At 63.6% G+C, this 22,107-nt stretch carries 27 protein-coding genes; 10 read left to right on the top strand and 17 right to left on the bottom strand.

The genetic code is table 11. The features are described from left to right. Positions 1-9 precede the first annotated feature (9 nt). Together NKI69_RS18685 and NKI69_RS18680 are read left to right on the top strand one after the other, a co-directional pair. Entirely contained in the window at positions 10-1,194 is a 1,185-nt protein-coding gene (locus NKI69_RS18685) for a CaiB/BaiF CoA transferase family protein (RefSeq protein WP_023812559.1), read from the top strand. Then, the gene (locus NKI69_RS18680; RefSeq protein ID WP_023812560.1) at positions 1,191-2,042 is read left to right on the top strand and encodes a citryl-CoA lyase; all 852 of its coding nucleotides are present in this window, start codon (positions 1,191-1,193) and stop codon (positions 2,040-2,042) included. Before NKI69_RS18685 ends, NKI69_RS18680 begins: the two co-directional genes overlap by 4 nt. Positions 2,043-2,046: 4 nt before the next feature. On the opposite strand, the gene NKI69_RS18675 is transcribed toward NKI69_RS18680, so the two are convergent. Further along, complete coding sequence (locus NKI69_RS18675; protein WP_023812561.1) at positions 2,047-2,523, bottom strand: NUDIX hydrolase; 477 nt, start codon at positions 2,521-2,523, stop codon at positions 2,047-2,049. 130 nt (positions 2,524-2,653) lie between these two features. Here NKI69_RS18675 and NKI69_RS18670 point away from each other — a divergent pair, with 130 nt between their 5' ends. The 3 genes from NKI69_RS18670 (at position 2,654) to NKI69_RS18660 (ending at position 3,902) form a co-directional block, all read left to right on the top strand. Next, entirely contained in the window at positions 2,654-2,962 is a 309-nt protein-coding gene (locus NKI69_RS18670; RefSeq protein WP_164892879.1) for a hypothetical protein, read from the top strand. 164 nt (positions 2,963-3,126) lie between these two features. Then, positions 3,127-3,288, top strand: coding sequence for a hypothetical protein (locus NKI69_RS18665; RefSeq protein WP_210164048.1), 162 nt, complete (start codon positions 3,127-3,129; stop codon positions 3,286-3,288). 35 nt (positions 3,289-3,323) lie between these two features. Then, positions 3,324-3,902: an invasion associated locus B family protein gene (locus NKI69_RS18660; RefSeq protein WP_023812564.1), complete on the top strand. Its 579-nt coding sequence runs from the start codon at positions 3,324-3,326 to the stop codon at positions 3,900-3,902. Between the two features lie 85 nt (positions 3,903-3,987). Here the strand turns inward: NKI69_RS18660 and coaBC are convergent, their stop codons facing one another. From coaBC to ubiE, 5 genes are all read right to left on the bottom strand, one after another. Beyond that, on the bottom strand, positions 3,988-5,220 hold the full coding sequence (coaBC, locus tag NKI69_RS18655; RefSeq protein ID WP_352722325.1) for a bifunctional phosphopantothenoylcysteine decarboxylase/phosphopantothenate--cysteine ligase CoaBC: 1,233 nt from the start codon (positions 5,218-5,220) through the stop codon (positions 3,988-3,990). A gap of 25 nt (positions 5,221-5,245) precedes the next feature. Further along, entirely contained in the window at positions 5,246-5,653 is a 408-nt protein-coding gene (locus tag NKI69_RS18650) for a type II toxin-antitoxin system VapC family toxin (RefSeq protein WP_127290735.1), read from the bottom strand. Further along, positions 5,650-5,910, bottom strand: a complete 261-nt coding sequence (locus NKI69_RS18645; RefSeq protein WP_023812567.1) for a FitA-like ribbon-helix-helix domain-containing protein — start codon at positions 5,908-5,910, stop codon at positions 5,650-5,652. Before NKI69_RS18645 ends, NKI69_RS18650 begins: the two co-directional genes overlap by 4 nt. 76 nt (positions 5,911-5,986) lie before the next feature. Beyond that, positions 5,987-7,561 (bottom strand): 2-polyprenylphenol 6-hydroxylase, encoded by a 1,575-nt coding sequence (gene ubiB, locus NKI69_RS18640; protein WP_352722324.1) that lies wholly within the window; start codon positions 7,559-7,561, stop codon positions 5,987-5,989. A gap of 70 nt (positions 7,562-7,631) precedes the next feature. Next, complete coding sequence (gene ubiE, locus NKI69_RS18635) at positions 7,632-8,408, bottom strand: bifunctional demethylmenaquinone methyltransferase/2-methoxy-6-polyprenyl-1,4-benzoquinol methylase UbiE (protein ID WP_127328341.1); 777 nt, start codon at positions 8,406-8,408, stop codon at positions 7,632-7,634. A gap of 134 nt (positions 8,409-8,542) precedes the next feature. Here ubiE and NKI69_RS18630 point away from each other — a divergent pair, with 134 nt between their 5' ends. From NKI69_RS18630 to NKI69_RS18620, 3 genes are all read left to right on the top strand, one after another. Continuing rightward, the gene (locus NKI69_RS18630) at positions 8,543-9,517 is read left to right on the top strand and encodes an adenosine deaminase (protein ID WP_352722323.1); all 975 of its coding nucleotides are present in this window, start codon (positions 8,543-8,545) and stop codon (positions 9,515-9,517) included. 146 nt (positions 9,518-9,663) lie between these two features. After that, entirely contained in the window at positions 9,664-10,293 is a 630-nt protein-coding gene (gene upp / locus NKI69_RS18625; RefSeq protein WP_023812571.1) for a uracil phosphoribosyltransferase, read from the top strand. 95 nt (positions 10,294-10,388) lie between these two features. Next, on the top strand, positions 10,389-10,952 hold the full coding sequence (locus NKI69_RS18620) for a TIGR02281 family clan AA aspartic protease (RefSeq protein ID WP_352674912.1): 564 nt from the start codon (positions 10,389-10,391) through the stop codon (positions 10,950-10,952). An 83-nt stretch (positions 10,953-11,035) separates the two neighbouring features. Here the strand turns inward: NKI69_RS18620 and deoA are convergent, their stop codons facing one another. Genes deoA through NKI69_RS18590 form a run of 6 tightly spaced genes read right to left on the bottom strand, consistent with a single transcriptional unit; the run spans position 11,036 to position 17,285 of the window. Next, positions 11,036-12,355: a thymidine phosphorylase gene (gene deoA / locus NKI69_RS18615; protein WP_352722322.1), complete on the bottom strand. Its 1,320-nt coding sequence runs from the start codon at positions 12,353-12,355 to the stop codon at positions 11,036-11,038. Continuing rightward, positions 12,355-13,164, bottom strand: coding sequence for a purine-nucleoside phosphorylase (locus tag NKI69_RS18610; RefSeq protein WP_127259901.1), 810 nt, complete (start codon positions 13,162-13,164; stop codon positions 12,355-12,357). Before NKI69_RS18610 ends, deoA begins: the two co-directional genes overlap by 1 nt. Positions 13,165-13,194: 30 nt before the next feature. Next, positions 13,195-13,587 carry a cytidine deaminase gene (gene cdd, locus NKI69_RS18605; RefSeq protein ID WP_023812575.1) on the bottom strand — a complete coding sequence of 131 codons (393 nt, stop codon included), beginning with the start codon at positions 13,585-13,587 and terminating at the stop codon, positions 13,195-13,197. Positions 13,588-13,643: 56 nt separating this feature from the next. Next, a complete protein-coding gene (locus NKI69_RS18600; RefSeq protein ID WP_023812576.1) occupies positions 13,644-14,615 on the bottom strand; it encodes an ABC transporter permease in 972 nt (323 codons plus the stop codon). Position 14,616: 1 nt separating this feature from the next. Further along, positions 14,617-15,756: an ABC transporter permease gene (locus tag NKI69_RS18595; protein WP_023812577.1), complete on the bottom strand. Its 1,140-nt coding sequence runs from the start codon at positions 15,754-15,756 to the stop codon at positions 14,617-14,619. After that, entirely contained in the window at positions 15,753-17,285 is a 1,533-nt protein-coding gene (locus NKI69_RS18590) for an ABC transporter ATP-binding protein (RefSeq protein WP_352722320.1), read from the bottom strand. Before NKI69_RS18590 ends, NKI69_RS18595 begins: the two co-directional genes overlap by 4 nt. Positions 17,286-17,545: 260 nt before the next feature. On the opposite strand from NKI69_RS18590, the gene NKI69_RS18585 reads away from it, so the two are divergent. Continuing rightward, positions 17,546-17,752 (top strand): SlyX family protein, encoded by a 207-nt coding sequence (locus NKI69_RS18585; RefSeq protein WP_174800349.1) that lies wholly within the window; start codon positions 17,546-17,548, stop codon positions 17,750-17,752. 20 nt (positions 17,753-17,772) lie between these two features. Continuing rightward, positions 17,773-18,180 carry a hypothetical protein gene (locus NKI69_RS18580; RefSeq protein ID WP_352722344.1) on the top strand — a complete coding sequence of 136 codons (408 nt, stop codon included), beginning with the start codon at positions 17,773-17,775 and terminating at the stop codon, positions 18,178-18,180. On the opposite strand, the gene NKI69_RS18575 is transcribed toward NKI69_RS18580, so the two are convergent. The 5 genes from NKI69_RS18575 to NKI69_RS18555 all read right to left on the bottom strand — a co-directional run bounded on the left by NKI69_RS18575 (position 18,175) and on the right by NKI69_RS18555 (position 22,050). After that, complete coding sequence (locus NKI69_RS18575) at positions 18,175-18,636, bottom strand: GNAT family N-acetyltransferase (RefSeq protein WP_352722319.1); 462 nt, start codon at positions 18,634-18,636, stop codon at positions 18,175-18,177. The genes NKI69_RS18580 and NKI69_RS18575 overlap by 6 nt on opposite strands. Before the next feature lie 115 nt (positions 18,637-18,751). Next, positions 18,752-19,741, bottom strand: a complete 990-nt coding sequence (locus tag NKI69_RS18570; protein WP_128303185.1) for a BMP family lipoprotein — start codon at positions 19,739-19,741, stop codon at positions 18,752-18,754. Between the two features lie 208 nt (positions 19,742-19,949). Next, positions 19,950-20,615, bottom strand: a complete 666-nt coding sequence (msrA, locus tag NKI69_RS18565; protein WP_352722317.1) for a peptide-methionine (S)-S-oxide reductase MsrA — start codon at positions 20,613-20,615, stop codon at positions 19,950-19,952. 101 nt (positions 20,616-20,716) lie between these two features. Next, the gene (locus NKI69_RS18560) at positions 20,717-21,040 is read right to left on the bottom strand and encodes a hypothetical protein (RefSeq protein WP_127290698.1); all 324 of its coding nucleotides are present in this window, start codon (positions 21,038-21,040) and stop codon (positions 20,717-20,719) included. A gap of 269 nt (positions 21,041-21,309) precedes the next feature. Beyond that, the gene (locus NKI69_RS18555; RefSeq protein WP_352722316.1) at positions 21,310-22,050 is read right to left on the bottom strand and encodes a hypothetical protein; all 741 of its coding nucleotides are present in this window, start codon (positions 22,048-22,050) and stop codon (positions 21,310-21,312) included. Between the last annotated feature and the right edge of the window lie 57 nt (positions 22,051-22,107).

Genomic DNA, 22,107 nt, shown 5'->3' with positions numbered 1-22,107 from the left:
CATGATGCCATGACAGAACTGCTTTCCGGTATCCGCGTCCTTGACCTGACCAATGTGCTGGCCGGTCCCTACTGCGCCTATCAGCTGGCGCTGCTTGGCGCCGATGTGATCAAGGTCGAGGCGCCGCAAGGCGGCGACCTGGCCCGCCAGCTCGGCGGCTCGCCAAAGCTGAACAGCGCCGGCATGGGCGCATCGTTCCTGGCGCAGAACGCCGGCAAACGGTCGGTGGTGCTCGACCTCAAGAAGCAAGCCGATCGCGAGCGCTTTTTCGATCTGGTGGCCAGCGCCGATGCCCTGGTGGAGAATTTCCGCCCGGGCGTGATGGATCGGCTGGGGCTTGGCTACGAGGCGCTGAAGACGGTGCGTCCAGGCCTCGTCTATTGCGCGATATCGGGTTTCGGCCAGACCGGGCCGATGCGCGACAATCCCGCCTATGACCAGATAATCCAGGGCCTGTCGGGGATCATGAGTATCACCGGCACACCGGAAACGGCGCCGCTGCGGGTCGGCTATCCCGTGGCCGACACGCTTGGCGGACTGGTCGGCGCGTTCGCCATCGCCTCGGCGCTGGTGCGGCAGAAGACGAGCGGCGAGGGTGCCTTTCTCGACGTCTCGATGCTCGAATGCACACTTTCCGCGCTTGGCTGGCCGGTTTCCAACTATCTGACCGCAGGCATCGACCCCAAGCCGATGGGCAATGAGAACATGACGGCGGCACCCTCCGGTGCGTTTCGCACCGGCGACGGGCTCATCAATATCGCCGCCAACAAGCAGGAACAGTTCGTGACGCTGTGCCGGCTGATCGGCCGGCCGGAACTGGCCCTGGATGCCCGCTTTGCCGAGCGCGAGACGCGCAAGCGCAACCGTGCGGCGCTTAAAGTCGAGATCGAGCACGCCCTGGCGGGCGCGCCGGCTGCGGCCTGGGAAGAGATGCTCAATCGCGCCGGCGTGCCTGCCGGCAGGGTGCTGACGATCCCGCAAGTGCTGGCCGAGCCGCAAGTCCTCGAACGCCAGGTGACCGCGAATTTCGACGATGTGGCTGGTATGGACAAACCGCTGACCGTTCTGCGCGGCGGCTTCATGGTCGACGGCGAGGCGCCCTTGCCGACAAAGCCGCCGCCGGCGCTCGGCGAACATATGGGCGAGGTGTTCGCCGACCTGCCACCGCGCGTCAACACAAAGGCAAGCGCATGAGCGGCACGGAGAAGAAGACAGGCCGTGAGCGCGGCGAGGAATGGTGGCAGACCGACATCATCGAGATGCGGCCTGGTGTCATCCGGCTGCGCGGCTACGAGATCCAGGATCTGATCGGCCGCGTCAGCTTCCCGGCGATGATCTGGCTGATGCTGCGCGGCGAACTGCCCAGCGAGGATCAGGCCGCGCTGCTCGGCATTGCGCTCGGTGCCGCCGTCGACCACGGACCGCAGGCGCCATCGATCGCCATCGCGCGCATGGCTGCAACCTGCGGCGTCGGTATCAACAGCGCCATGGCCTCGGCCATCAACGTTCTCGGCGACGTGCATGGAGGCGCCGGCGAGCAGGCGCTTTCCTTCTATGGTGACATTGCCGTGGCGATCGATGCCGGGATGACGCTGAATGAGGCGGTCTCGGCGCGGCTCGACCGGTTCTTCGCCGAGGAGAAGGGCTATGTGCCGGGACTCGGACATCGCTTCCATCCCGTCGACCCGCGCGCGCCGCGCTTGCTGGAACTGATCCGCGAATTCGCCGCACGCGGTGCCGTCAATGGACGTTTCGCCGACATCGCCGCTGCGATCGAGGCTGACGTCGAACGCCGCAAGGGGAAAAAAATACCGCTCAACATCGATGGCGCCACCGCCGTCATCTATGGCGAACTCGGTTTTCCGCCGCCGCTGACGCGAGGGCTTTTCGTGCTGTCGCGCTCGGTCGGCATCCTGGCGCATGCTTGGGAGCAGTCGCAGCAGGCCGAGCGAAACAAGGGGCCGCTGCCGCGCGAGTGGCTGTGGGCCTATACCGGCACGCCGGTGCGGCCGTTTCCCGAAAGCGATGACCCCGGCGAGTGAGGCTTTACGCCTTGTCCACCTGCATAGGCTGGGGAAGCTTCAGCGTCTTCACCAACGTTGAAAGATCCGGCTCGTCGATGAGCATGGCCGCATCGGCTGGTGCCAGCCAGGCCCGCTGGCGTCGTTTGGCTTCCTGCCAATCGGCCAGTTCCTCCGTTACCTCGAGCAGATAGACGATGACGTCGACGCGGACAAAGCGATTGGCCAGCCGCTTCCAGTAGGAATAGGTGCCTGCCGGCTGCTTCAGCGTCTTGCCGAGTACGCCGGCTTCCTCCTGCGCCTCGATGGTGGCCGCCTTGCGCCCGCTCTTGCCCTTCATCGGCCAGCCCTTGGGTACGATGAAGCGCCTGGTGGTGCGCGACGTAACCAGCATGACCTCGATGTCGCCGCGCGCGATCAGCCGAAAGGGAACAGCCGCCACCTGGCGGATTCTTTCGCCCTTTTTTGCCTTGCGTACGGCTTTCTTCTTGGTGGCTGCCATTCGTCAATCCAGTCGATGCAATGCCGCATAGCGCGACAAGGCGTCGTTGCAAAACCAAAACTTTCGCATGTGCCGCCAAAACTTTCGCATATGCCGAAAGACACTCGAAATACCTAAGTCGGCTAAATAAATGAAAAAGGCCTTGTTGTCAGCGGCAATTGCTCACGGCGGTGGTGCCGATTATCTGGGTCTGGCAGCTTGGCTTGAGCTGCTGCACGACCGGGGGCGGTTGCTGAACGATCTGGCGGTCCTGGGCGCGGTACTGCCGCTGTTGCTGCTGATATTGCTGCCGCTGTATCCTGTTTTGCAGGATTTGCAGGTCGTTCTGCCGGATCAGCGCATTGTTGCCGGTAGCGGAATTGAGCGCTTGTGCGGAAGCCGGCAGGCAAACGCCCGCCAGCACTGCCGTGGCCAGCATTGCCACTGTGAAGATCGTTGATGGCCGAAGTGCCGACATTCGCTCATTCCCGCGCAAAAAACTCTGCCCACTGATATAGGACGTTTGCGCGGCGATGCCATGGCCAGCGGGTCGAGCGACCAAATCTGCTTGTCACCCCCGAAGGTCGCTTCGCGGCGGCGGAGAATCTGCCTGGCAACCCCGCATTGCACTTGACGGAGGCCGTCGATTCGCCGCTCTATCGGGTCGGCGCCGGCCTTGAGCTGAATGGCGTCAATGGCGTCGGCATGTCCGTCAGATATAATGGCGCCTTCGGCGAAACGGTTAAACAGAACGCGATCAGCGCGTCTCTCAAGGTCGGTTTCTAGCTGGCCCGAGGCGGAGCCGGGCGGGAGGGATCTTGATGAGGAAGTACGCGCATTTCGTGGCGATGCTGGGTGTTGCCTGCACCGTCGGCGTGGCGGCCGTGGCGGCACAAACCAAGAGCGACAAGGCGGTCGCGGCACCCGCTGCCGCGGATGCGCCGCAGTTGCCCGGCGGCGCGTCGGCACTGTCTGAAACCCACGGCGACTGGACGGTCAATTGCCAGATATCGGGCACGGCCAAGACCTGCAGCCTGTCGCATCAGCAATTCAACAAGCAAAGCAATCAGCGGCTGCTGGCGATCGAGCTGTCGAGCAAGACCGGCGAGGATGCCACGGGCACGCTTGCGTTGCCGTTCGGCCTGGCGCTGGCCAAGGGGGTCAGCCTGACCATCGACGATCAGAAGCTGGACGGCAGCCTGGCGTTCAACACCTGCCAGGTCGTCGGCTGTCTGGTGCCGGTGGTGTTCGATGCGACTGTCACGCCACTGCTGAAATCAGGCACCACACTGAAGATCGACGCTTTCGCGGCAGACACCGGACAAGCGGTGAGCTTCTCCATTCCGCTCAACGGCTTCGCCGGCGCGCTTGCCCGGACCGCCGAGCTTTTGACCAATTGATGTAGAGCCGCAGGACTTAAAGCGCGCCGCCTGAATGCCGTCTCGCGGCAGGGCGGTGCGTCACTGCAGCAGAACGTCTTTCAGCTCAAACGACGATCGTTTTAAGCCTTTCGGCGATCAGGGCGGCGAGCCGCGCCGCCACATCGTCCTTGCTCATCTCCGGCCATTCCTCGACACCGGCCTTTGACACGATCCGCACCCGGTTGCGATCGCCGCCCATCACGCCCGAAGAACCGACGCCGCTTCCCTGCGACACGTCGTTGGCAACGATGAGATCGGCGCCTTTCTTCTTGAGCTTGGCCTCGGCGTTGCGCAGGAGATCCTGTGTCTCGGCGGCGAAGCCGATAACCAGGCCGGGTCGCTGGCTGTGATGGCCGACGCCGGCGAGAATGTCGGGATTCTCGACCATGCGCAGCACCGGCGGCCCTTCGCCGGCGACCTTCTTGATCTTCTCACCCGCCGAGTTCTCGGTGCGCCAGTCGGCCACGGCGGCGACGAACACCGCCGCGTCCGCGGGCAGGAGCTGTTCCACCGCGTAGCGCATCTCTTGCGCCCGTTCGACATGGATGGTCTTCACGCCAGCCGGATCGGCAATGCCGACAGGGCCGGAGACGAGGTGCACATCGGCGCCGAGCCTGGCCAGTGCTGCCGCTATGGCATGGCCCTGCTTGCCGGACGAACGGTTGGCGATGTAGCGCACCGGGTCGATCGGCTCATGCGTCGGGCCGGAGGTGACGATGATCTTGCGCCCCGACAGCGGCTTCGGGCCGACATCGAGCAGCGCCTCGATCGCAGCGACGATCTCCAGCGGTTCGGCCATGCGGCCTTCGCCCGCCTCATTGCTTTCGGCCATCTCGCCCTTGGCCGGACCAACGAAGGTGACGCCGTCCTTCTGCAGCGTCGCGCGGTTGCGGCGGGTGGCCGGATGCGCCCACATTCTGGTGTTCATGGCCGGCGCCATCAACACCGGCTTGTCCGTGGCGATGAGCACCGTGGAGGCCAGATCGTTGGCGTGGCCGTTTGCGAGCTTGGCCATCAGGTCGGCGGTGGCGGGCGCCACCACCAGCAGATCGGCCTCGCGCGACAGCCTGATGTGGCCGACATCGTGCTCGTCCTGGCGGTCGAACAGTTCGGTAAAGACATGGTCGGCGGAGAGCGCGCCGGCCGACAGCGTGGTGATGAATTCCTGTGCCGCCGATGTCATGATCACCCGCACCGCCGCACCACGCTCGCGCAGCCGGCGGATCAGATCGAGCGCCTTGTAGGCGGCGATGCCGCCGCCAATGATGAGCAGGATGCGCTTGCCGGAGAGGCTCATGCCTGAGACCAGTTCCTGTCCAGTGTCATGCCGGCTTCAGCGCCGGTTCGATATCGGTATGGATGAAATCATTACCCTTGAAAAGCAGCGGCAGGTTTCGCGTCTTGGCCAAGGCGTAAGCGAAACAGTCGCCCATGTTGAGATCAGCACGATGATGAGATCCACGGCCATAGAGAGAGTAGGCAAGCCGTGCGACTTCAAGCTGCGCTAAATCAAAAGGAACTACCGTCAACTCGAGAAGATCGATTAGCAGTTTGAGTTCGTTGACGTTAACGCCATCACTCGACCGGCTCGCGACACAATGCGCCTCCAGCAGCGTCGCTGCGCTTACCAGTGCAACAGATGAGGTACCGAAAACGTCGACGAATGCAGCGGCATCCGGCTCCGCGCCAAGGATTGCGATCAACGCCGAGGTATCGACCGCGACTGTCACAGAAGTCCCTCGTCCCACATATGGTCAGTAATCGCTTTGAGATCAAAAGGGCGTTCCAGCTTCCGCCCGAGCGCCAAGATTTCGTCACGGGAAGCCTTCAGTCGCCACGCCCCATTCTCAAGCCTGGTTTTTGGGATTGCCGCCTCACGCAAGGCATCCCGCACTTCCTGCTCCATCGAAACGCCGCGCGCGGCGGCGCGCTCGCGGAGCACCTGCTTCACGTTGTCGTCAAGGTTGCGGACTGTTATTGTGCTCATGGTCTTGCTCCATGCCGCTTAATATAGGCGACAAGCAGCGTGCATGCAATGACAGCATTGCTGTCATTGCATGCACTCAGATGATCTTCCAGGCGATATAGACGAGCGTCAGCGCGATGACCCACAGTGCCCAGCGGCCGGAGCGGCTGTAGCGCGCCTCGGCCTTGCCAATGGCGTGGGCGGTGGTTTCGTCGAAGCGCAGGCCGTGCTCGGCCATCAGGTCGATCTCGCGCGACAGCCGGTCGGTGCGCGCCGCAAGCTCGGGAATCTGGCGGGCCAGCGTGAGCAGCGCCCTGGCGCCGTCACGCGCATCGATCATCATGCCACGCGGCCCAAGATTGCCTGATATCCAGTCGCCGACCACCGGCTCGGCCGTCTTCCACATGTTGAAGGCCGGGTCGAGCGTGCGCGCCACGCCCTCGACCACCACCATGGTCTTCTGCAACAGGATCAATTCGGGCCGCGTCGCCATGTCGAAGAGTTCGGTGACCTCGAACAGCAGCGTCAGAAGCTTGGCCATCGAGATGGTCTCGGCCGGCTGGCCATGGATCGGCTCGCCGATGGCCCGGATCGCCTGCGCGAAGGCTGCAACATTGTGCTGGCGCGGCACATAGCCGGCCTCGAAATGGACCTCGGCGACACGCAGATAGTCGCGCGTGATGAAGCCATAGAGAATTTCGGCGAGGAAGCGGCGCTCCTTCTTGCCGAGCCTGCCGGCAATGCCGAGATCGACGGCAACGATGGTGCCGTTTGCCTCGACGAACAAATTGCCCGGATGCATGTCGGCATGAAAGAACCCGTCGCGCAGCGTGTGGCGCAGGAACGACTGGATGAGGTTTGCTGCGATCGCCTTCAGTTCATGGCCGGCGGCCTCCAGGCCGGCAATGTCGTTCATCTTGACACCGTCGACCCATTCCATGGTCAAGACGTCGCGGCCGGTGCGCTCCCAGTCGACGGACGGCACGCGAAAGCCGGGGTCATCCCTGGTGCTTTCGCCGAGCTCCGAGAGAGCCGCCGCCTCGAGGCGAAGATCCATCTCGATCTTGGTGGTCTGTGCCAGCGTCTGGGTGACCTCGACCGGCCGCAGCCGGCGTGACGAGGGGATGTATTTCTCCTGCAGGCGAGCGGCGAGGAAATAGCTTTCGAGATCCTGGAAAAAACGGCGGCGCACGCCTGGCCGGATCACCTTGACCGCCACCTTGGTGGCAATGCCGTCATGGAGAGCGTCGGCGGCATGGACCTGGGCGATGGAGGCGGCGGCGACCGGGTCGCCGAATTGCGTATAGAGGGCGCCGATCTTGCGCCCGAGCGAAGCCTCGACCGCCGCGATGGCCTCGGCCCGGGGGAAGGTGTGCATCTTGTCCTGCAACGTGGCGAGATCGAGCGCCATGTCGTTGCCGACGACGTCGGGCCGCGTCGCCAGGAACTGGCCGAGCTTTACATAAGATGGACCGAGCCGGACGACCGCCTTGGCCAGCCGGTCGCTGCGCTCATAGGCCAGCGCGCGGCGGCGGGTGAGCAGCCGCGCCATCCGCCATCCGAACTTCGGCAGGCCCGACAGCTCCTCACCCGGCAGAGCGGCGACGACACCCTCGCGGACCAGCACCCAGCCGGCCCTTACGAGCCGGAATCCTGCACTGACATTGCTCATGGCAGCGCCGATCCTGCCGGCTCTTTGAACCGGCATAGCACGCGTCGGTTGTGAGAAATGCGGCCCGGCCTCAAAGCTTCCAGCCCGAATGAAGTGCTGCAATACCGCCGGAATAGTTGCGGAAGGAAACGCGGTCGAAGCCGGCGCGGGAAATCATCGTCGCGAAATTCTGCTGATTGGGAAACCTGGCGATCGATTCGACCAGATAGGAATAGGGTTCGCCGTCGCCAGTGACCATCTTGCCGATCTTGGGAATGGCGTTGAACGACCAGGCTTCGTAGGCCTTGTCGAGAAGCGGCATCTCGACCTCGGAAAACTCCAGGCACAGGAAGCGCCCGCCGGGCTTCAGCACGCGAAACGCTTCGCCCAAGGCCACCTCGATGCGCGGTACGTTGCGGATACCGAAAGCGATGGTGTAGGCATCGAATGTGGCATCAGGGAAGGGCAGTTCCTCGGCGTTGGCCTCGACGAAATCGGTGTTGCCGGACAGGCCCTTCTTTTCGGCCCGGTCGCGGCCGACAGCCAGCATCGAGCCATTGATGTCGAGCACGGTGGCATGGGCATTGCCGTGGCTGGCATCGACGATGCGGAAGGCGATGTCGCCGGTGCCGCCGGCAACGTCCAGCACGCGCCAGCCGATCCTTTTGGGAGGATTGAGCCAGGTGACCATGGCGTCCTTCCACAGCCGGTGCAGGCCGGCCGACATCAGATCGTTCATCAGGTCGTAGCGGTTGGCGACCTTGTGGAAAACATCGTTGACCAGGGACTGCTTGTCGCCAGCCCCTACACGCTTGAAACCATAGGAAGTTTCCATGCCGCCCGCGGCCGTGGTTCTCTCAACTGACATTTTTTTGATCCGTCATAAAACCGGCGGGACCATAGCCGATCGATGGTGCGGGCGCTATTGTTTAAGGCGCGGTGTTCAGCCGCGCTTCCAGGTGGCGGGTTTTCGAGACCTGGACGGACCGACGGGATGATTGAATGCCTTTGAAAGCGGAACTGCACTGCCACATCGAAGGGGCAGCGGCGCCCGAACTCGTCGTCCGCCAGGCGCAGAAATACGGCAAGGACACCTCGCCCTATATCCAGAACGGTTCCTTCGTCTGGCACGATTTCACCTCCTTCCTGGCGGCTTATGATTTTTCCGCCGATCTGTTCCGGACCGAGGAGGACTATGCGCGGCTGGCCGACCACTATCTGACCAGTCTCGCTCGCGATGGCGCCATCTATTCCGAAGTGTTCACCTCGCCGGACCACGCGAAAAAGGCCGGGCTGTCGCCGAAAGCCTATACCGATGCGCTCGGCGAAGGCATGGCCCGCGCCAAGGCCAAGACCGGCATCGAGGGCCGCATGATCGTTACCGGCGTGCGCCATGTCGGCGTCGAGTCGATCGAGCAGGCGGCGCGCTTCGCGGCGCGCTGCGGGCATCCGCTGGTCACCGGTTTCGGCGTTGCCGGCGATGAGCGCATCGGCGATATGGAGGACTATGTCAGGGCTTTCGAGATCGCCCGCGAAGCCGGGCTCGGCATCACCATCCATGCCGGCGAACTGACGGGCTGGGAGACCGTCCAGGCGGCGCTCGATCATATCCGTCCGTCCCGCATCGGCCATGGCGTGCGCGCCATCGAGAACCTGGACCTGGTCCGGCGCATCGCCGACGAGGGCGTCGTGCTGGAATGCTGCCCCGGTTCCAACATCGCGCTCAAGGTGTTCGACAGTTTTGCCGACCATCCGTTTCCGTCCCTGCAGGCGGCAGGCTGCAAGGTGACGCTCAATTCCGATGATCCGCCGTATTTCTGGACCTCGCTGAAGCGCGAATACGAGATTGCCGCCGAGCATTTCTCGATGAACGAAAAGGCGCTGGCCGCCGTTACCCGTACAGCCATCGAAGCCGCTTTCGTCGACAGAAAGACAAAGACGGCACTTCTTGCCCGGTTGAGCAGCGCGGCACGCTGATTTCCGCCGACAAAGCTGTGGTCGGTGCGGGCCAAGCGGTTCCTTGGCCGGCGCATTGCCGCTAGGGTTCGCCCAGGCAGCTTGAAGCGCGGCGCGTCCGAAAGGGCCATGCGCGCATTTTCGGGCGCAGGCATCAGGAGAACACCATGAAGGGCGTCACCGTCGTCGACCACCCGCTTGTCCAGCACAAGCTGACCATCATGCGCAAGAAGGAAACCTCGACGGCCGGCTTTCGCCGGCTGCTGCGCGAAATCTCGCTGCTGCTCGGCTACGAGGTCACCCGCAACCTCGAACTGACGACGACGACCATCGAGACGCCGATGGAAACCATGGAAGCGCCGACGCTTGAGGGCAAGAAGCTGGTCTTCGCCTCGGTGCTGCGCGCCGGCAACGGCTTGCTGGAAGGCCTGCTCGACCTGGTACCGGCGGCGCGCGTCGCCCATGTCGGTCTCTACCGCGATCACGAAACGCTGGAAGCGGTCGAATATTTCTTCAAGGCGCCGAGCGATCTCGCCGACCGGCTGGTGATCGTCGTCGATCCGATGCTGGCCACCGCCAATTCGGCGATCGCGGCGATCGACAAGCTGAAAGAGCGTGGCGCCACCAACATCCGTTTCCTTTGCCTGCTGGCGGCGCCTGAAGGCATCGAGCGCTTCATCAAGGCGCATCCGGACGTTCCCGTCTTCACCGCTTCGATCGACCGCCAGCTCAACGAGAAGGGCTACATCATGCCGGGCCTCGGCGACGCTGGCGACCGCATGTACGGGACCAAGTAATTTACCAATTGTTTACGCAAAGGCGGGTTTCTGGCGCCCGTTAAACCGGCAAACATCATCAAGGCATAAGGATCGGCTGTCACAAAGGCCGATCCATGCTGCGCAAACTTCTGATCCTCGCCGTTTTCGCCGGTACATCGGCCTCGATACCGATTGTGTATCAGTCGAATCCGCAACTCGTCGAAAACCTGCTGAGGTCGGCGGTGCCGGGCAAACAAGCGGTCGAAGCCCAACCAGACGTCAATCTGGCATCGATGCCCAACAAGCCCGCGGCACCGCTGCCGATGGGCCGCAAGGTGGTCGTCGCGGCTGACGAGCGCGGACATTTCTCATCGGCTTTCAAGTTCAACGGACGTCAGATCGACGGCATGATCGACACAGGTGCGACATTGGTCGCCATCAACATTTCGACGGCGCGCAGAATCGGCCTGTCGTTGAACGCTTCCGACTTCAACCGCGAGGTCAACACCGCCAACGGCACCATCAAGGCGGCCGTGGCCATGATCGACCGCCTGCAGATCGGCAACATCACGGTCAATGACGTCCAGACCATCGTGCTCGACGACAGGGCGCTGCGCACCAATCTGATCGGCATGAGCTTCCTCAACCGGCTCGACAAATACCAGGTCGAGAACGGCACGCTGCTGCTCGTCCAGTAAGGCCGTTCGTTCTCCGTAATTTCCAAGGGAAAGCGTTATGCGCTTTTCCCGGGAAGCCGTTTCACACTTTTCCTGGAATTGCTTTAGCCGCGCGGCAGAATCCGCCGGATGACCGACTTGTCGGCGGGCGGCTTGGAGGCACCGACCGTATAGGCCGAAAGCACGGTTGCCGCCGCCGCCTCGGCATCCGCCAATGAGCGGGCATGGACCAGCGCCAGCGGCTCGCCGATCCCAACCTCCGCACCGACCGGCAACAGCCTGGTGATGCCGGCCGCGGGGTCGATCTGGTCGTCCGGCCGCGTGCGCCCACCTCCCAGGCCGACCACGGCGAGCCCGATATCGCGGGTGGCGATGCCGGTGACGAAGCCGTTTGCCGTTGCCTTGACGGCAAATTCGATCGCCGCCGCCGGCAGATACTTTTCCGGCTTTTCGATGAAATCGGCGGGGCCGCCAAGCGCGGCCACCATGCGTGCGAAAGTGGCGGCGGCGCGGCCGCCGGCGAGCGTCTCGGTGGCGCGCCGCATGCCATCCTGGTTGGACGATACCAGCCCGGCCGACTGCAGCATTTCGGCGGCCAGCGCCAGCGTCACGTCCTCGAGCCGACGGTCACGATACCGGCCGGTGAGGAAATCGACGGCGTTGCGCACCTCGACGGCGTTGCCGGCGGCCGACGCCAGCGGCTCGTTCATGCCGGTGATCAACGCCGAAGCCTTCAGTCCGGCGCCGTTGGCGATCTCAACAAGGCTGTTGGCGAGTGCAGTGGCGTCGCGCGATTTTTCCATGAAGGCGCCGTTGCCGACCTTGACGTCGAGCACCAGCGATTGCAGCCCGGCCGCCAGCTTCTTCGACAGGATCGAAGCGGTGATCAGCGGCACCGATTCGACCGTGCCGGAGACGTCGCGAATCGCATAGAGCCGTCGATCGGCGGGCGCGAGGTCGGCGGTCTGGCCGATGATGGCACAGCCTGTTTCGAGCACCGCCTTGCGAAACAGCGCGACGTCGGGCTGGCTGATGTAGCCGGGGATGGCATCCATCTTGTCCAGCGTGCCGCCGGTGTGGCCAAGGCCACGGCCCGAGATCATCGGCACATAGGCGCCGCAGGCGGCGACGATCGGCGCCAGCATCAGCGAGACATTGTCGCCAACGCCGCCGGTCGAATGCTTGTCGGTGACCGGGCCGGGCAGGTCCGACCAGTCGAGCACGTCGCCGGAATCGCGCATCGCCAGCGTGAGCGCCACGGCCTCGTCGCGGCTCATGCCGTTGAAGAACACCGCCATGGCGAAGGCGCCAGCCTGGCCATCGGTAACGGCGCCTGACGTCACGCCCTCGACGAAGCCGGCGATCTCCTCTTCCGACAGCCTGAGGCCATCGCGCTTGCGGCGGATGATTTCCTGGGGAAGCATCAGATCTCCAGCAGTCCGTCGCGAAACACGCGCTGCAGGATCGTCGCCAGCCGCGCGCCGCCTACCGGTGCCATGTCCTTGGTCTCCTGGTGCGAAAGCTCGGCCCCGGTCATGCCGGCGGCCAAATTGGTGATGACCGAACAGGCGGCGACGCGCAGTCCGAGGAAGCGGGCGAGAATGACCTCCGGTACGGTCGACATGCCGACTGCATTGGCGCCCATGATGCGCGCCATGCGGATCTCGGCCGGCGTTTCGAAGCATGGGCCGGAGAACCACATATAGACGCCCTTGTGCAGGGTGGTGCCGGTCGCATTTGCCGCCCGTTCGATGGCCTGGCGGATGCCGGCATCATAGGCTTCAGTCAGGCCGACGAAACGCCGGTCGCTTGGTTCGCCGATCAGCGGGTTGGTGCCCGAGAAATTGATGTGGTCCGATATCAGCATCACCGAGCCCGGCGGCATGTCCGGATCGACCGAGCCGGCGGCATTGGTGAGGATCAGCTTCGTGATGCCGATGCCGGCAAGCACTTCCAGCACCGGCCGCATCGCCGCGGCAACGCCGTGCTCGTAGTAATGGGCGCGGCCCGAAAGCATCAGCACCGGCACGCCGGCAAACAGCCCTGCCACCACTTCGCCGGCGTGCCCGGTGACACCGCTTCTGGGAAAACCGGGCAGGTCGGCATAGGAGATGCGGATCGGGTCCTCGATCTGGTCGACCAGACCGCCGAGGCCCGAACCGAGCACCAGTGCCGTGGCCGGCGCCAGGCCGTCCAGCCTTTCGACGAGATGATCCAGGGCTTTTTCCGTCATCGCTGCCAGCTGTTCATTTGAGCCCGTTGTTCATTTCAAAATATCGCCGCGGAAGCCGTAAGGCAGCATGTCGCCCATGGTCACGGTCTCGGCCACACCTGCATTGTCGCAGAGATAGAGCTTTGTTTCCGGCCGGCAGAATTCGGCCAGCCGCTGCCGGCAGCCGCCGCAAGGCGAGCATTTCGCCATGCGTTCGGCGATGACGGCGATTTCGACGATCTTGCCGCCGCCGCCCATAATGTAGTGGCCGAGCGCCGTGGTCTCGGCGCACCAGCCTTCCGGATAAGAGGCGACTTCGATGTTGGCGCCGGTAAAGACGCGCCCGTCTTCGGTTCGCAAGGCAGCGCCGACCGGAAACTTCGAATAGGGCGCGTAGGCCCTGGCCATGGCGGCCTTGGCGGCCTCGAACAGATCATGCGACATTCAGGTGTTCTCTCCGATGATCGTGTTCAAAACCCGGCGCAAAGCCGACCTGCCGCTCAACGTTCCTTGACATAAGGCACGCCGCCGGCGCGTGGCGGGATTGCCTTGCCGATGAAGCCGGCGAGCAGGATGACGGTGAGGATGTAGGGCAGCGCCTGCATGAACTGTGCCGGCACCTTGCCGATGATGGGCAGCGGTGATCCCTGCAGGCGGATCGACGCCGCGTCCAGGAAGCCGAACAGAAGGCAGGCGAACATGGCGTTGACCGGCTTCCACTTGGCAAAGATCAGGGCTGCCAGCGCGATATAGCCCTTGCCGGCGGTCATGTCCTTCACGAATCCGCCATTTTGCACCATCGACAGGTAGGCGCCGGCAATGCCGGTGAGGATGCCGGTGCAGATCAGCGCCCTGTAGCGCAGCCAGGCGACCGATATGCCGGCGGTATCGACGGCGGCCGGGTTCTCGCCTACGGCGCGCAGCCTGAGGCCAAAACGGGTGCGAAACAGCACCCACCAGGTGAACGGCACCATCAGGAAGGCAAGATAGACCAGGATCGAGTGGCCCGACAGGAGCTCGGCATAGATCGGTCCGATGACCGGCACGTCGCGGATGGCCTCGGCGCCCGGCAAGGTGATGGCCTCGAAGCGCTCGCCCGGTTGCAGCGCCGGCGTGCGCCCGCCCTGCTGGAACCAGGCCTGGCCGAGGATGATGGTCGAGCCGGCGGCGATGAAGTTGATCGCCACGCCGGAGACGATCTGGTTGCCGCGATGGGTGATCGAGGCAAAGCCGTGGATCATGGCAAAGGCGACCGAGATCAGGATGGCCATGCCGAGGCCGAGAAAGGCCGAATGGAACACGGAAGCGGCGGCCGCACCGGCGAAGGCGCCGACCAGCATCTTGCCTTCGAGGCCGATGTCGAAGATGCCGGCGCGTTCCGAATAGAGCCCGGCGAGGCAGGCAAGCAGCAGCGGCACCGAGAGGCGGATGGTGGAGTCCAATGTCTGGATGATCGCGTTGAACACATCCATCTCAGGCACCTTTCCCCTTGACCGCTTCCATGCCAACCGATCGCGGACTGAACGAGGCGAACAGCGCCTGGATGTAGGGCCGGAACATGTGCTCGAGGGCACCGGCAAACAGGATCACCAGGCCTTGAATGATGACGATCATGTCGCGGCTGATTGCCGGCATCTCGAAGGCGAGCTCGGCGCCGCCCTGGTAGAGCATGCCGAACAGGATTGCCGCCAGCACGATGCCAACAGGGTGCAGGCGGCCCATCAGCGCCACGGCGATGCCGACGAAGCCGGCGCCGGAAACGAAGTCGATGGCGACATTGTGCTGATCGCCCATCACCGGATTGAGCGCCATCATGCCGGCCAGCCCGCCCGAGATCATCATGGCGGTGATGATGATGCGGGTTTCGGAAATGCCGGCATAGCGTGCCGCTTTCGGGCTGTGACCGTAGGTGCGCATTTCATAGCCGAGCTTGGTGCGCCAGATCAGCAGCCAGACCAGGAACGCCATGACCAGCGCCAGCAGGAAGGTGACGTTGAGCGGCGCCGAACGGATCTTGGCGCCGAACAGCTCGATGATCCAGTTGAGCTTGGGCAATTCCGCGCCAGCGAGGAAGTTGCGCGTCTGCGGCGCTTGCGAGGCAGCTGGTTTCAAAGGGCCGACCAGCAGGTAAACCATGATCGAGGCGGCGATGAAGTTGAACATGATGGTGGTGATGACGATGTGCGAGCCACGCTTGGCCTGCAGATAGGCCGGGATGAGCGCCCACAATGCGCCCACCGCCGCCGCAGCAATGATCGCCAGCGGGAAGGTCAGCCACCATGGCAGTGTGCTGTCGAAGCTCAGGCAGACGATGGCGATGCCGAGGCCGGCGATGTAGGCCTGCCCTTCGGTGCCGATGTTGAACAGGCCGCAATGCGCGGCCACCGCCACCGAAAGCCCGGTGAAGATGAAGGTGGTGGCATAAAAGAGGGTGAAGGCGATGCCGGTGCCTTTGCCGAAGGCGCCTTCGACCAGGATGACGGCTGCGCGCAACGGATTCTCGCCGACCAGAAGCACGACGAAGCCGGCGACGACGAAGGCGACGAACAGATTGATCAGCGGGATCAGGCCATAGTCGGCCCAGGCCGGCAGTTTGGCGTAAGGCGCGCTCATTCGGCGGCCTCCTGGTGCTCGATGCCGGCCATCAGCAGGCCGAGCTCGCCCTCGGTCGCTTCGGGGCCGCGTTCGCCGACGATGCGGCCCGCAAACATCACCAGGATACGGTCGGACAGCGAACGGATCTCGTCAAGCTCGACCGACACCACCAGCACCGCCTTGCCCTGGTCGCGCATGGCGATCAGGCGCTTGTGGATGAATTCGATGGCGCCGACATCGACGCCGCGTGTCGGCTGGCCAACGATCAGAACACCCGGGTCCTGTTCCATCTCCCGCGCCAGCACGATCTTCTGCTGGTTGCCACCGGAGAAATTGGCGGTCTTCAGGCGCGGATTGCCGGGGCGGATGTCGTATTTCTCGATCTTGTCCCTGGCGTCGGCCATAATGGCGTCAACGTTGAGGAACGGCCCCTTCAAATAGCGGGGATCGTCGTGATAGCCGAGGATAGAATTCTCGTTCTCCTCGAAGGCCAGCACCAGCCCGACGTGATGGCGGTCCTCCGGCACATGCGCCAGGCCACGGTCGCGCAATTCGCCGGGATCTGCCGCACCGGTCAGGTCGATCGGTTTGCCGTCGAGCATGACCGAGCCGGACACCGCGCGCCTGATGCCGGAAATCGCCTCGAGCAGTTCGGATTGTCCGTTGCCGGCGACACCGGCGATGCCGACGATCTCGCCGGCCCTGATATCGAAGGAGATGTCGTCGACCATGGTGACGCCGCGCGTATCCCTGACCGTCAGGTTCTTGACAGCGAGCTTGACGGCGCCGGCCTCGGCCTCGCCCTTCTCGACCCGCAAGAGCACGCGCCGCCCGACCATCAGCTCGGCCAGTTCCTCGACAGTCGTCTTCCTGGTCTCGCGCGTCGCCACCATCGTGCCCTGGCGCATCACCGACACGGTGTCGGTGATGGCCATGATCTCGCGCAATTTGTGGGTGATCAGCACCACCGTCTTGCCCTGGTCCTTCAACTGCCCGAGGATGCGGAACAGGTGATCGGCCTCGGCCGGTGTCAGCACGCCCGTAGGCTCGTCGAGGATCAGGATCTCGGCGCCGCGATAGAGTGCTTTGAGGATCTCCACCCGCTGCTGCAGGCCGACCGGCAGTTCCTCGATGATTGCATCGGGATCGACTTCCAGCCCGTATTCACGCTCCAGCCGCTCCAGTTCGGAGCGCGCCTTGGCGATGCTCTTCTTCAGCAGCGCATCGCTTTCGGCGCCGAGGATGACGTTCTCCAGCACCGTGAAATTGTCGACCAGCATAAAGTGCTGATGCACCATGCCGATGCCGAGCGCGATGGCGTCATTGGGGGTTTTGATCGAGGCCGGCTGGCCGCCAACGCGGATCTCGCCGCTGTCGGCCTGGTAGAAGCCGTAGAGGATCGACATCAGCGTCGACTTGCCAGCTCCGTTCTCGCCGACAATGCCGTGGATCGTGCCGCGACCGATCTCAAGATTGATGTCCCGGTTGGCGCGCACCGCACCAAAACTCTTGTTGATGCCGATCAACTCGATTGCGGCTTGCGCCATGCAGCCTGTCCCACTCTTATTTTTTTATCGCTTGGTCAAAACGCCTAGCATGACGCTCCGCCCGTGCCAATTGGCGGAGCCGGTTCACTCTCGACAAATCCCGGTGCGCTTGTCAATTTGCAACGTGGCCGGGGCCTTCACATTCGCTAGTATGACGGCGCCGAAATTCGCATCACGGCGCAAAACATCGCGGTGAACGACATCGCGGTGAACGACATCGCGGCGAACGACATCGCCGTGAAGACTGGGGAATTCACATGATCACGCCCGCCGACCGGCTGACGACGCTGGAAATACGCGCCGCCGAGCAGGAGAAGACCATCGAGGAACTGTCCGGCCAGATCGCCGAGCAGTGGAAAGTGATCGAGCGCATGCAGCGCAAGCTCGACGCGCTGACGGATCGCTTCCTGGCGCTGGAGGAGCAGACAGGAGATGAGGTGCCGGTAACCAAGCCACCGCACTGGTGAGGAAAGGGAAGGTGCACGCCGTGGTCAGTGAAAGCGATCGCATCGCGCGGGCCGGCGAATATGTGCTCGGTCTTATGAACGACAAAGACCGCGAACGGGCCGAACGTGACCTGGAGGTCGATCCCGCCTTCCGCGACGCGGTCGTGCGACTTGCCGAGCAGATGTATTTCTTCGACCGTTACGGAAAACGCGGCCTGCTGCCTGGCAGGCATTGGGAACTGGTTACCCAACGCCTAGCCGAGTTACCTCAGATGCGCAGCGTCGAGCTCGGCGGCAATGAGGTCAAACCGCGCACGGTGATCCGAAGCCTGTCCCGGCCACCATACGGCATTGGCGTGCACGCGCTTGGCGGCCGGCGCGGAGTTGTCGTTGCCGCCGGGCTGATGGTGGCGTTCGCGCTGGGCTGTGTCGTCGCGAAGCTGCTATAGGCGAGGCCGGCGCGACATCAGCGCCATCGTCTCGCCGTCCGAGCCGCTTATCTCAACGGTATTCCAGCCGAGGGCCGCGTAGAAATCACGCGCATCCCATAAGTAGAGATAGAGCGTCTCGACGCCGCGTGACGCCGCATGGGCTTCCGTTGCCTTGACCAGCGCGGTGGCGATGCCTCGGCGTCGATATCTTGCATCGACAACCAACCCGGCCAGCCATGGCGTCAGATCATGTGCGGGCTCCAGCTCGTGGCGGACCAGCAGGCATGTCCCGACCGGGGTGTCGCCGATCCGGGCCACGAATGCCGCCTCGAAGCCGTCACCGGCGATCAAGCCACGAAGCCCTGCCGCATCTTCCCCGAGGGTCCTTCCGGTTCCCTCGAAAAAGGCAGCCAGGCGCAGTTGGGCTACCGCTGCTACGTCGTGCTCGCCCATGGGTCCGATCTTCGGCTGCATCTGTATCCCCAAACGGTGTCCGGCACGGAGCGAACGTTTCGCTCGATCCGGTAAAGACAAAACCGCCGGGCTGGCGCCCGGCGGTTTGCAGATCATGGCTGTGTGTTCGTGCCGCTCAATAGGGGCAAGCGTTGTCAGCCGTATAATCGTGTACTTCGACCTTGCCGGCAATGATGTCGGCCTTGGCTTTTTCGACGGCCGCCTTCATCTCTTCCGTCACCAGCGCCTTGTTGTTGTCGTCCATGGCGTAGTCGACGCCGCCTTCCTTGAGGCCCAGATTCTCGACTCCGCCTTTGAAGGTGCCGTTCTTGCCGTCCATGAAGGCGGTGTAGACGGCGACGTCGACGCGCTTCAGCATCGAGGTCAGCACCTTGCCCGGCTGCAGGCCGTTCTGGTTGGAATCGACGCCGATGCCGAGCTTGCCGGCATCTGCCGCCGCCTGCAGCACGCCGACGCCGGTGCCGCCTGCCGCGGCATAGACCACGTCGGAGCCCTGGTCGATCTGCGTCTTGGCGATCTCGCCGCCCTTGGCCGGATCGTTCCAGGCAGCCGGCGTATCACCCGTCATGTTCTGGATGACGTCGGTCGCGCCCGCTGACTTGGCGCCGCCGACATAGCCGCATTCGAACTTGCGGATCAGCGGGATATCCATGCCGCCGACGAAGGAGACCTTCTTCGACTTCGAAGCCATGGCCGCCAGGACGCCGACGAGGTAGGAGCCCTCCTGTTCCTTGAACTTCAGCGACCGCACGTTCGGCAGATCGACCTGGTCGTCGATGATGGCGAAGTTCAGGTCGGGATATTCGGCGGCGACCTTGGCCAGCGCGTCCGTCCAGGCAAAGCCGGCCATGACGATCGGGTTGCGGCCGTCCTCGGCGAAGCGGCGCAGCGCCTGCTCACGCTGCGAGGCATTGGAGACCTCGAATTCGACGTAGGCCGTACCGGTTTCCGTCTTGAATTTTTCGGCGCCGTTGTAGGCAGCCTCGTTGAAGGATTTGTCGAACTTGCCGCCGAGATCATAGAGGATGGCCGGCTGGACATCCGCGGCGAAAGCCGGAAGAACCATTGCGGTTGCGGCCAGGAGGCCGAGAACGATACGTTTCATGTGATCCACACCCTGTCGGTTATTTTTTCCGTTACGCGCCGCATGCCGGCCCGGTTCTCCGGCAGGCATACGACGTCAGCCAGGAGTGTACTCCCTCCCGCTCGGCGGCAATCTGGCATGGCCCGAAACAAAATTCACGCGGAATTTTGACCTTTTGGAAAAGCTTGGTGCGGGCAAGCCGCACCGCAGCTTGTCCTTGCGCCAAGTGTCAGGCGGAGGCGGCGGCAGGGATGGCGCAAGCGACGCCAGTGCCTTTGAGGTTGCACGTGCCGTAAGGATTCTTCGCCAGATATTGCTGGTGATCGGATTCTGCGAAGTAGAATTCGGCCGCCGGCGCGATCTCGGTGGTGATCCTGCCGTGGCCGGCACCGCGCAGCGAGGTCTCATACGCATCGCGCGAGGCGCTCGCCGCCGACAATTGCGCCTCGTCGCTCGTGTAGATCGCGGAGCGATAGGCGGTGCCGACATCATTGCCCTGGCGCATGCCTTGCGTGGGGTCGTGGCTTTCCCAGAACAGCTTCAGAAGCCCAGCATAGGAGACGATCTCGGGGTCATGGACCACCAGCACCACTTCGGCATGACCGGTAAGCCCGGTGCAGGTCTCCTGATAGGTCGGATTGGGGGTGAAGCCGCCGGCATAGCCAGCCGCGGTGACCCAGACGCCTTCGATCTGCCAGAACAGCCGCTCCGCACCCCAGAAGCAGCCCAGTCCGAACATCGCCGTCTCCAGCCTCTCGGGATAAGGACCCTTGAGCGGTCTTTTCAAGACCTTGTGTCTGGATGCGGTCGGGATCGCCCTGGCGCGGCCCGGCAGGGCCTCGGAGGGCTTCGGCATATTGAGCTTCTTGTTCAGCATGTCGCTGAGAAAGAACATGCGCGGCTCCTCTCCGGGTGAAACGCAAGAAGCCGCATGACGGCGGCTTTGTTTGAGCATCGGATTTCCCAAAACCGGCAACCGCTTTTGGGTCCGATGCTCTAGGTGGCGGCGAACTGCCCAGCACGCGGTGGCCGCCTGTAGCCTATCGCATAGAGCAGGAAAGCCAGCACCGCGAATACGGCGAAGCCCGGCTGGTTCAGCACCCAGGCGATGGCGCCGTCCCACAGCAGCGGGCTGGCCTTGGTTCGGATGAAGGTTTCGAAGGCGGCCCGCGTGTCAGGGGAGACCGCCAGCCAACTGGTGTTGAGCGGGGTCAGCACCAGAACGGAGGCCGCCACGGTGCGTGTCGCGTCGAGCACCGCCATGATGACGGAAATCGACAGCGCGATCATTGCGGCAAGACGAAAGACGAAGCGAAACATCAGAACCCTCCTCCGGGCTGGTCCCCCTCCCGAGGGGCCTTTCAGAGATAGAATGCGCATGGCTGGATCGCAATCGCCATACGCGAATTTGCAGACTCCAAACTCAGGTCAACAGAAGCCCACACAACCGTCGGCCGGGTGGCTTTTCATTGACATGTGAGGGCAGCTATGCTAACAATTTCGGTATGGTGCTGACTTGCGCCGACGACCCGCCGCACAGGCGGGTTTTTGCGTTTGGTGCCTTGCAAACCGACGTGCCGGCGAAGTCTCTAAAGCCCGGGTGAACCCGGATTCGTTGCCCTGCGCGAACTATGCGGCCGGCTTCCTTTGCGCCGATGGACACGCCAGACGGCAAAAACGCCGCCGCCTATGGCGCCGATCGCCAGGCCGGCCAGGCCGGTGAACACGGCGAAATAGCCGCAGGCGCCCTCGAAACAGCTCATCTCGGTGGCATCAGCGATCACCGAGCCGATGGCGAATCCGCCCACGGCGCCGATGACCGCGCCCAGGACGATGCCGAGCAGCGCGGCGACGACCGAGACGAAGACAGGCGGGCTTTCGGTTTCCGGATTGACATAAACGGCATCGGCTTCGGATCCACGGCGCAGCAGATAGATGCAGAGAACGCCGATGGCGATTTGAGCAGCCATGATGGCAAGCGCCTGGCCCGAAAAGACGAAATCCGAAATCGTCAGTGCACAGGCCTGCCAGGTCACCAGCCAGACGATTGTGGCGACCTGCCAAATGATGAACCGTCGCGGGAAGCGGGCCGAGCGGCCGAAGGCGAGGCCGAGCAGGTAAAGCCCCCACAGGATGGTGACGATATCGATGACCAGCCCGCCATAGATAAGGTAAAACACGCTGTCTGGCAGGCCGGTGGCGCCGACCGCGGGCCAGACGGAGATCAGGCCGTAGACCGACCACGCCATGACGAAGACAAGCCAGCCCACCGGCACGAAGGACAGCCCGCTGTCCGGCCGCCTGACTGGCTGTCCATTGCTCGATGTCATGTCCGCACAATGCCCCCGCAAAGCCTCGGCACCCGACAGGCAACTCCGGGGGAAGTC

This window comes from Mesorhizobium sp. M0491, from assembly GCF_040321265.1.
GTDB lineage: Bacteria > Pseudomonadota > Alphaproteobacteria > Rhizobiales > Rhizobiaceae > Mesorhizobium.
This window is presented reverse-complemented; position numbering and strand designations above follow the sequence as displayed.

Bases quoted from the DNA above. Each gene is read 5' to 3' on its own strand.
- NKI69_RS18600 (WP_023812576.1), bottom strand. From the start codon at position 14,615: ATGGATGTGTTCAACGCGATCATCCAGACATTGGACTCCACCATCCGC.
- upp (WP_023812571.1), top strand. From the start codon at position 9,664: ATGAAGGGCGTCACCGTCGTCGACCACCCGCTTGTCCAGCACAAGCTG.
- ubiE (WP_127328341.1), bottom strand. From the start codon at position 8,408: ATGTCAGTTGAGAGAACCACGGCCGCGGGCGGCATGGAAACTTCCTAT.
- msrA (WP_352722317.1), bottom strand. From the start codon at position 20,615: ATGTTCTTTCTCAGCGACATGCTGAACAAGAAGCTCAATATGCCGAAG.
- NKI69_RS18575 (WP_352722319.1), bottom strand. From the start codon at position 18,636: ATGCAGCCGAAGATCGGACCCATGGGCGAGCACGACGTAGCAGCGGTA.
- cdd (WP_023812575.1), bottom strand. From the start codon at position 13,587: ATGTCGCATGATCTGTTCGAGGCCGCCAAGGCCGCCATGGCCAGGGCC.
- NKI69_RS18685 (WP_023812559.1), top strand. From the start codon at position 10: ATGACAGAACTGCTTTCCGGTATCCGCGTCCTTGACCTGACCAATGTG.
- NKI69_RS18645 (WP_023812567.1), bottom strand. From the start codon at position 5,910: ATGAGCACAATAACAGTCCGCAACCTTGACGACAACGTGAAGCAGGTG.
- NKI69_RS18675 (WP_023812561.1), bottom strand. From the start codon at position 2,523: ATGGCAGCCACCAAGAAGAAAGCCGTACGCAAGGCAAAAAAGGGCGAA.
- NKI69_RS18670 (WP_164892879.1), top strand. From the start codon at position 2,654: ATGAAAAAGGCCTTGTTGTCAGCGGCAATTGCTCACGGCGGTGGTGCC.
- NKI69_RS18590 (WP_352722320.1), bottom strand. From the start codon at position 17,285: ATGGCGCAAGCCGCAATCGAGTTGATCGGCATCAACAAGAGTTTTGGT.
- NKI69_RS18560 (WP_127290698.1), bottom strand. From the start codon at position 21,040: ATGTTTCGCTTCGTCTTTCGTCTTGCCGCAATGATCGCGCTGTCGATT.
- NKI69_RS18570 (WP_128303185.1), bottom strand. From the start codon at position 19,741: ATGAAACGTATCGTTCTCGGCCTCCTGGCCGCAACCGCAATGGTTCTT.
- NKI69_RS18620 (WP_352674912.1), top strand. From the start codon at position 10,389: ATGCTGCGCAAACTTCTGATCCTCGCCGTTTTCGCCGGTACATCGGCC.
- NKI69_RS18555 (WP_352722316.1), bottom strand. From the start codon at position 22,050: ATGACATCGAGCAATGGACAGCCAGTCAGGCGGCCGGACAGCGGGCTG.
- NKI69_RS18630 (WP_352722323.1), top strand. From the start codon at position 8,543: ATGCCTTTGAAAGCGGAACTGCACTGCCACATCGAAGGGGCAGCGGCG.
- NKI69_RS18595 (WP_023812577.1), bottom strand. From the start codon at position 15,756: ATGAGCGCGCCTTACGCCAAACTGCCGGCCTGGGCCGACTATGGCCTG.
- deoA (WP_352722322.1), bottom strand. From the start codon at position 12,355: ATGCTTCCCCAGGAAATCATCCGCCGCAAGCGCGATGGCCTCAGGCTG.
- NKI69_RS18680 (WP_023812560.1), top strand. From the start codon at position 1,191: ATGAGCGGCACGGAGAAGAAGACAGGCCGTGAGCGCGGCGAGGAATGG.
- coaBC (WP_352722325.1), bottom strand. From the start codon at position 5,220: ATGAGCCTCTCCGGCAAGCGCATCCTGCTCATCATTGGCGGCGGCATC.
- NKI69_RS18660 (WP_023812564.1), top strand. From the start codon at position 3,324: ATGAGGAAGTACGCGCATTTCGTGGCGATGCTGGGTGTTGCCTGCACC.
- NKI69_RS18610 (WP_127259901.1), bottom strand. From the start codon at position 13,164: ATGACGGAAAAAGCCCTGGATCATCTCGTCGAAAGGCTGGACGGCCTG.
- ubiB (WP_352722324.1), bottom strand. From the start codon at position 7,561: ATGAGCAATGTCAGTGCAGGATTCCGGCTCGTAAGGGCCGGCTGGGTG.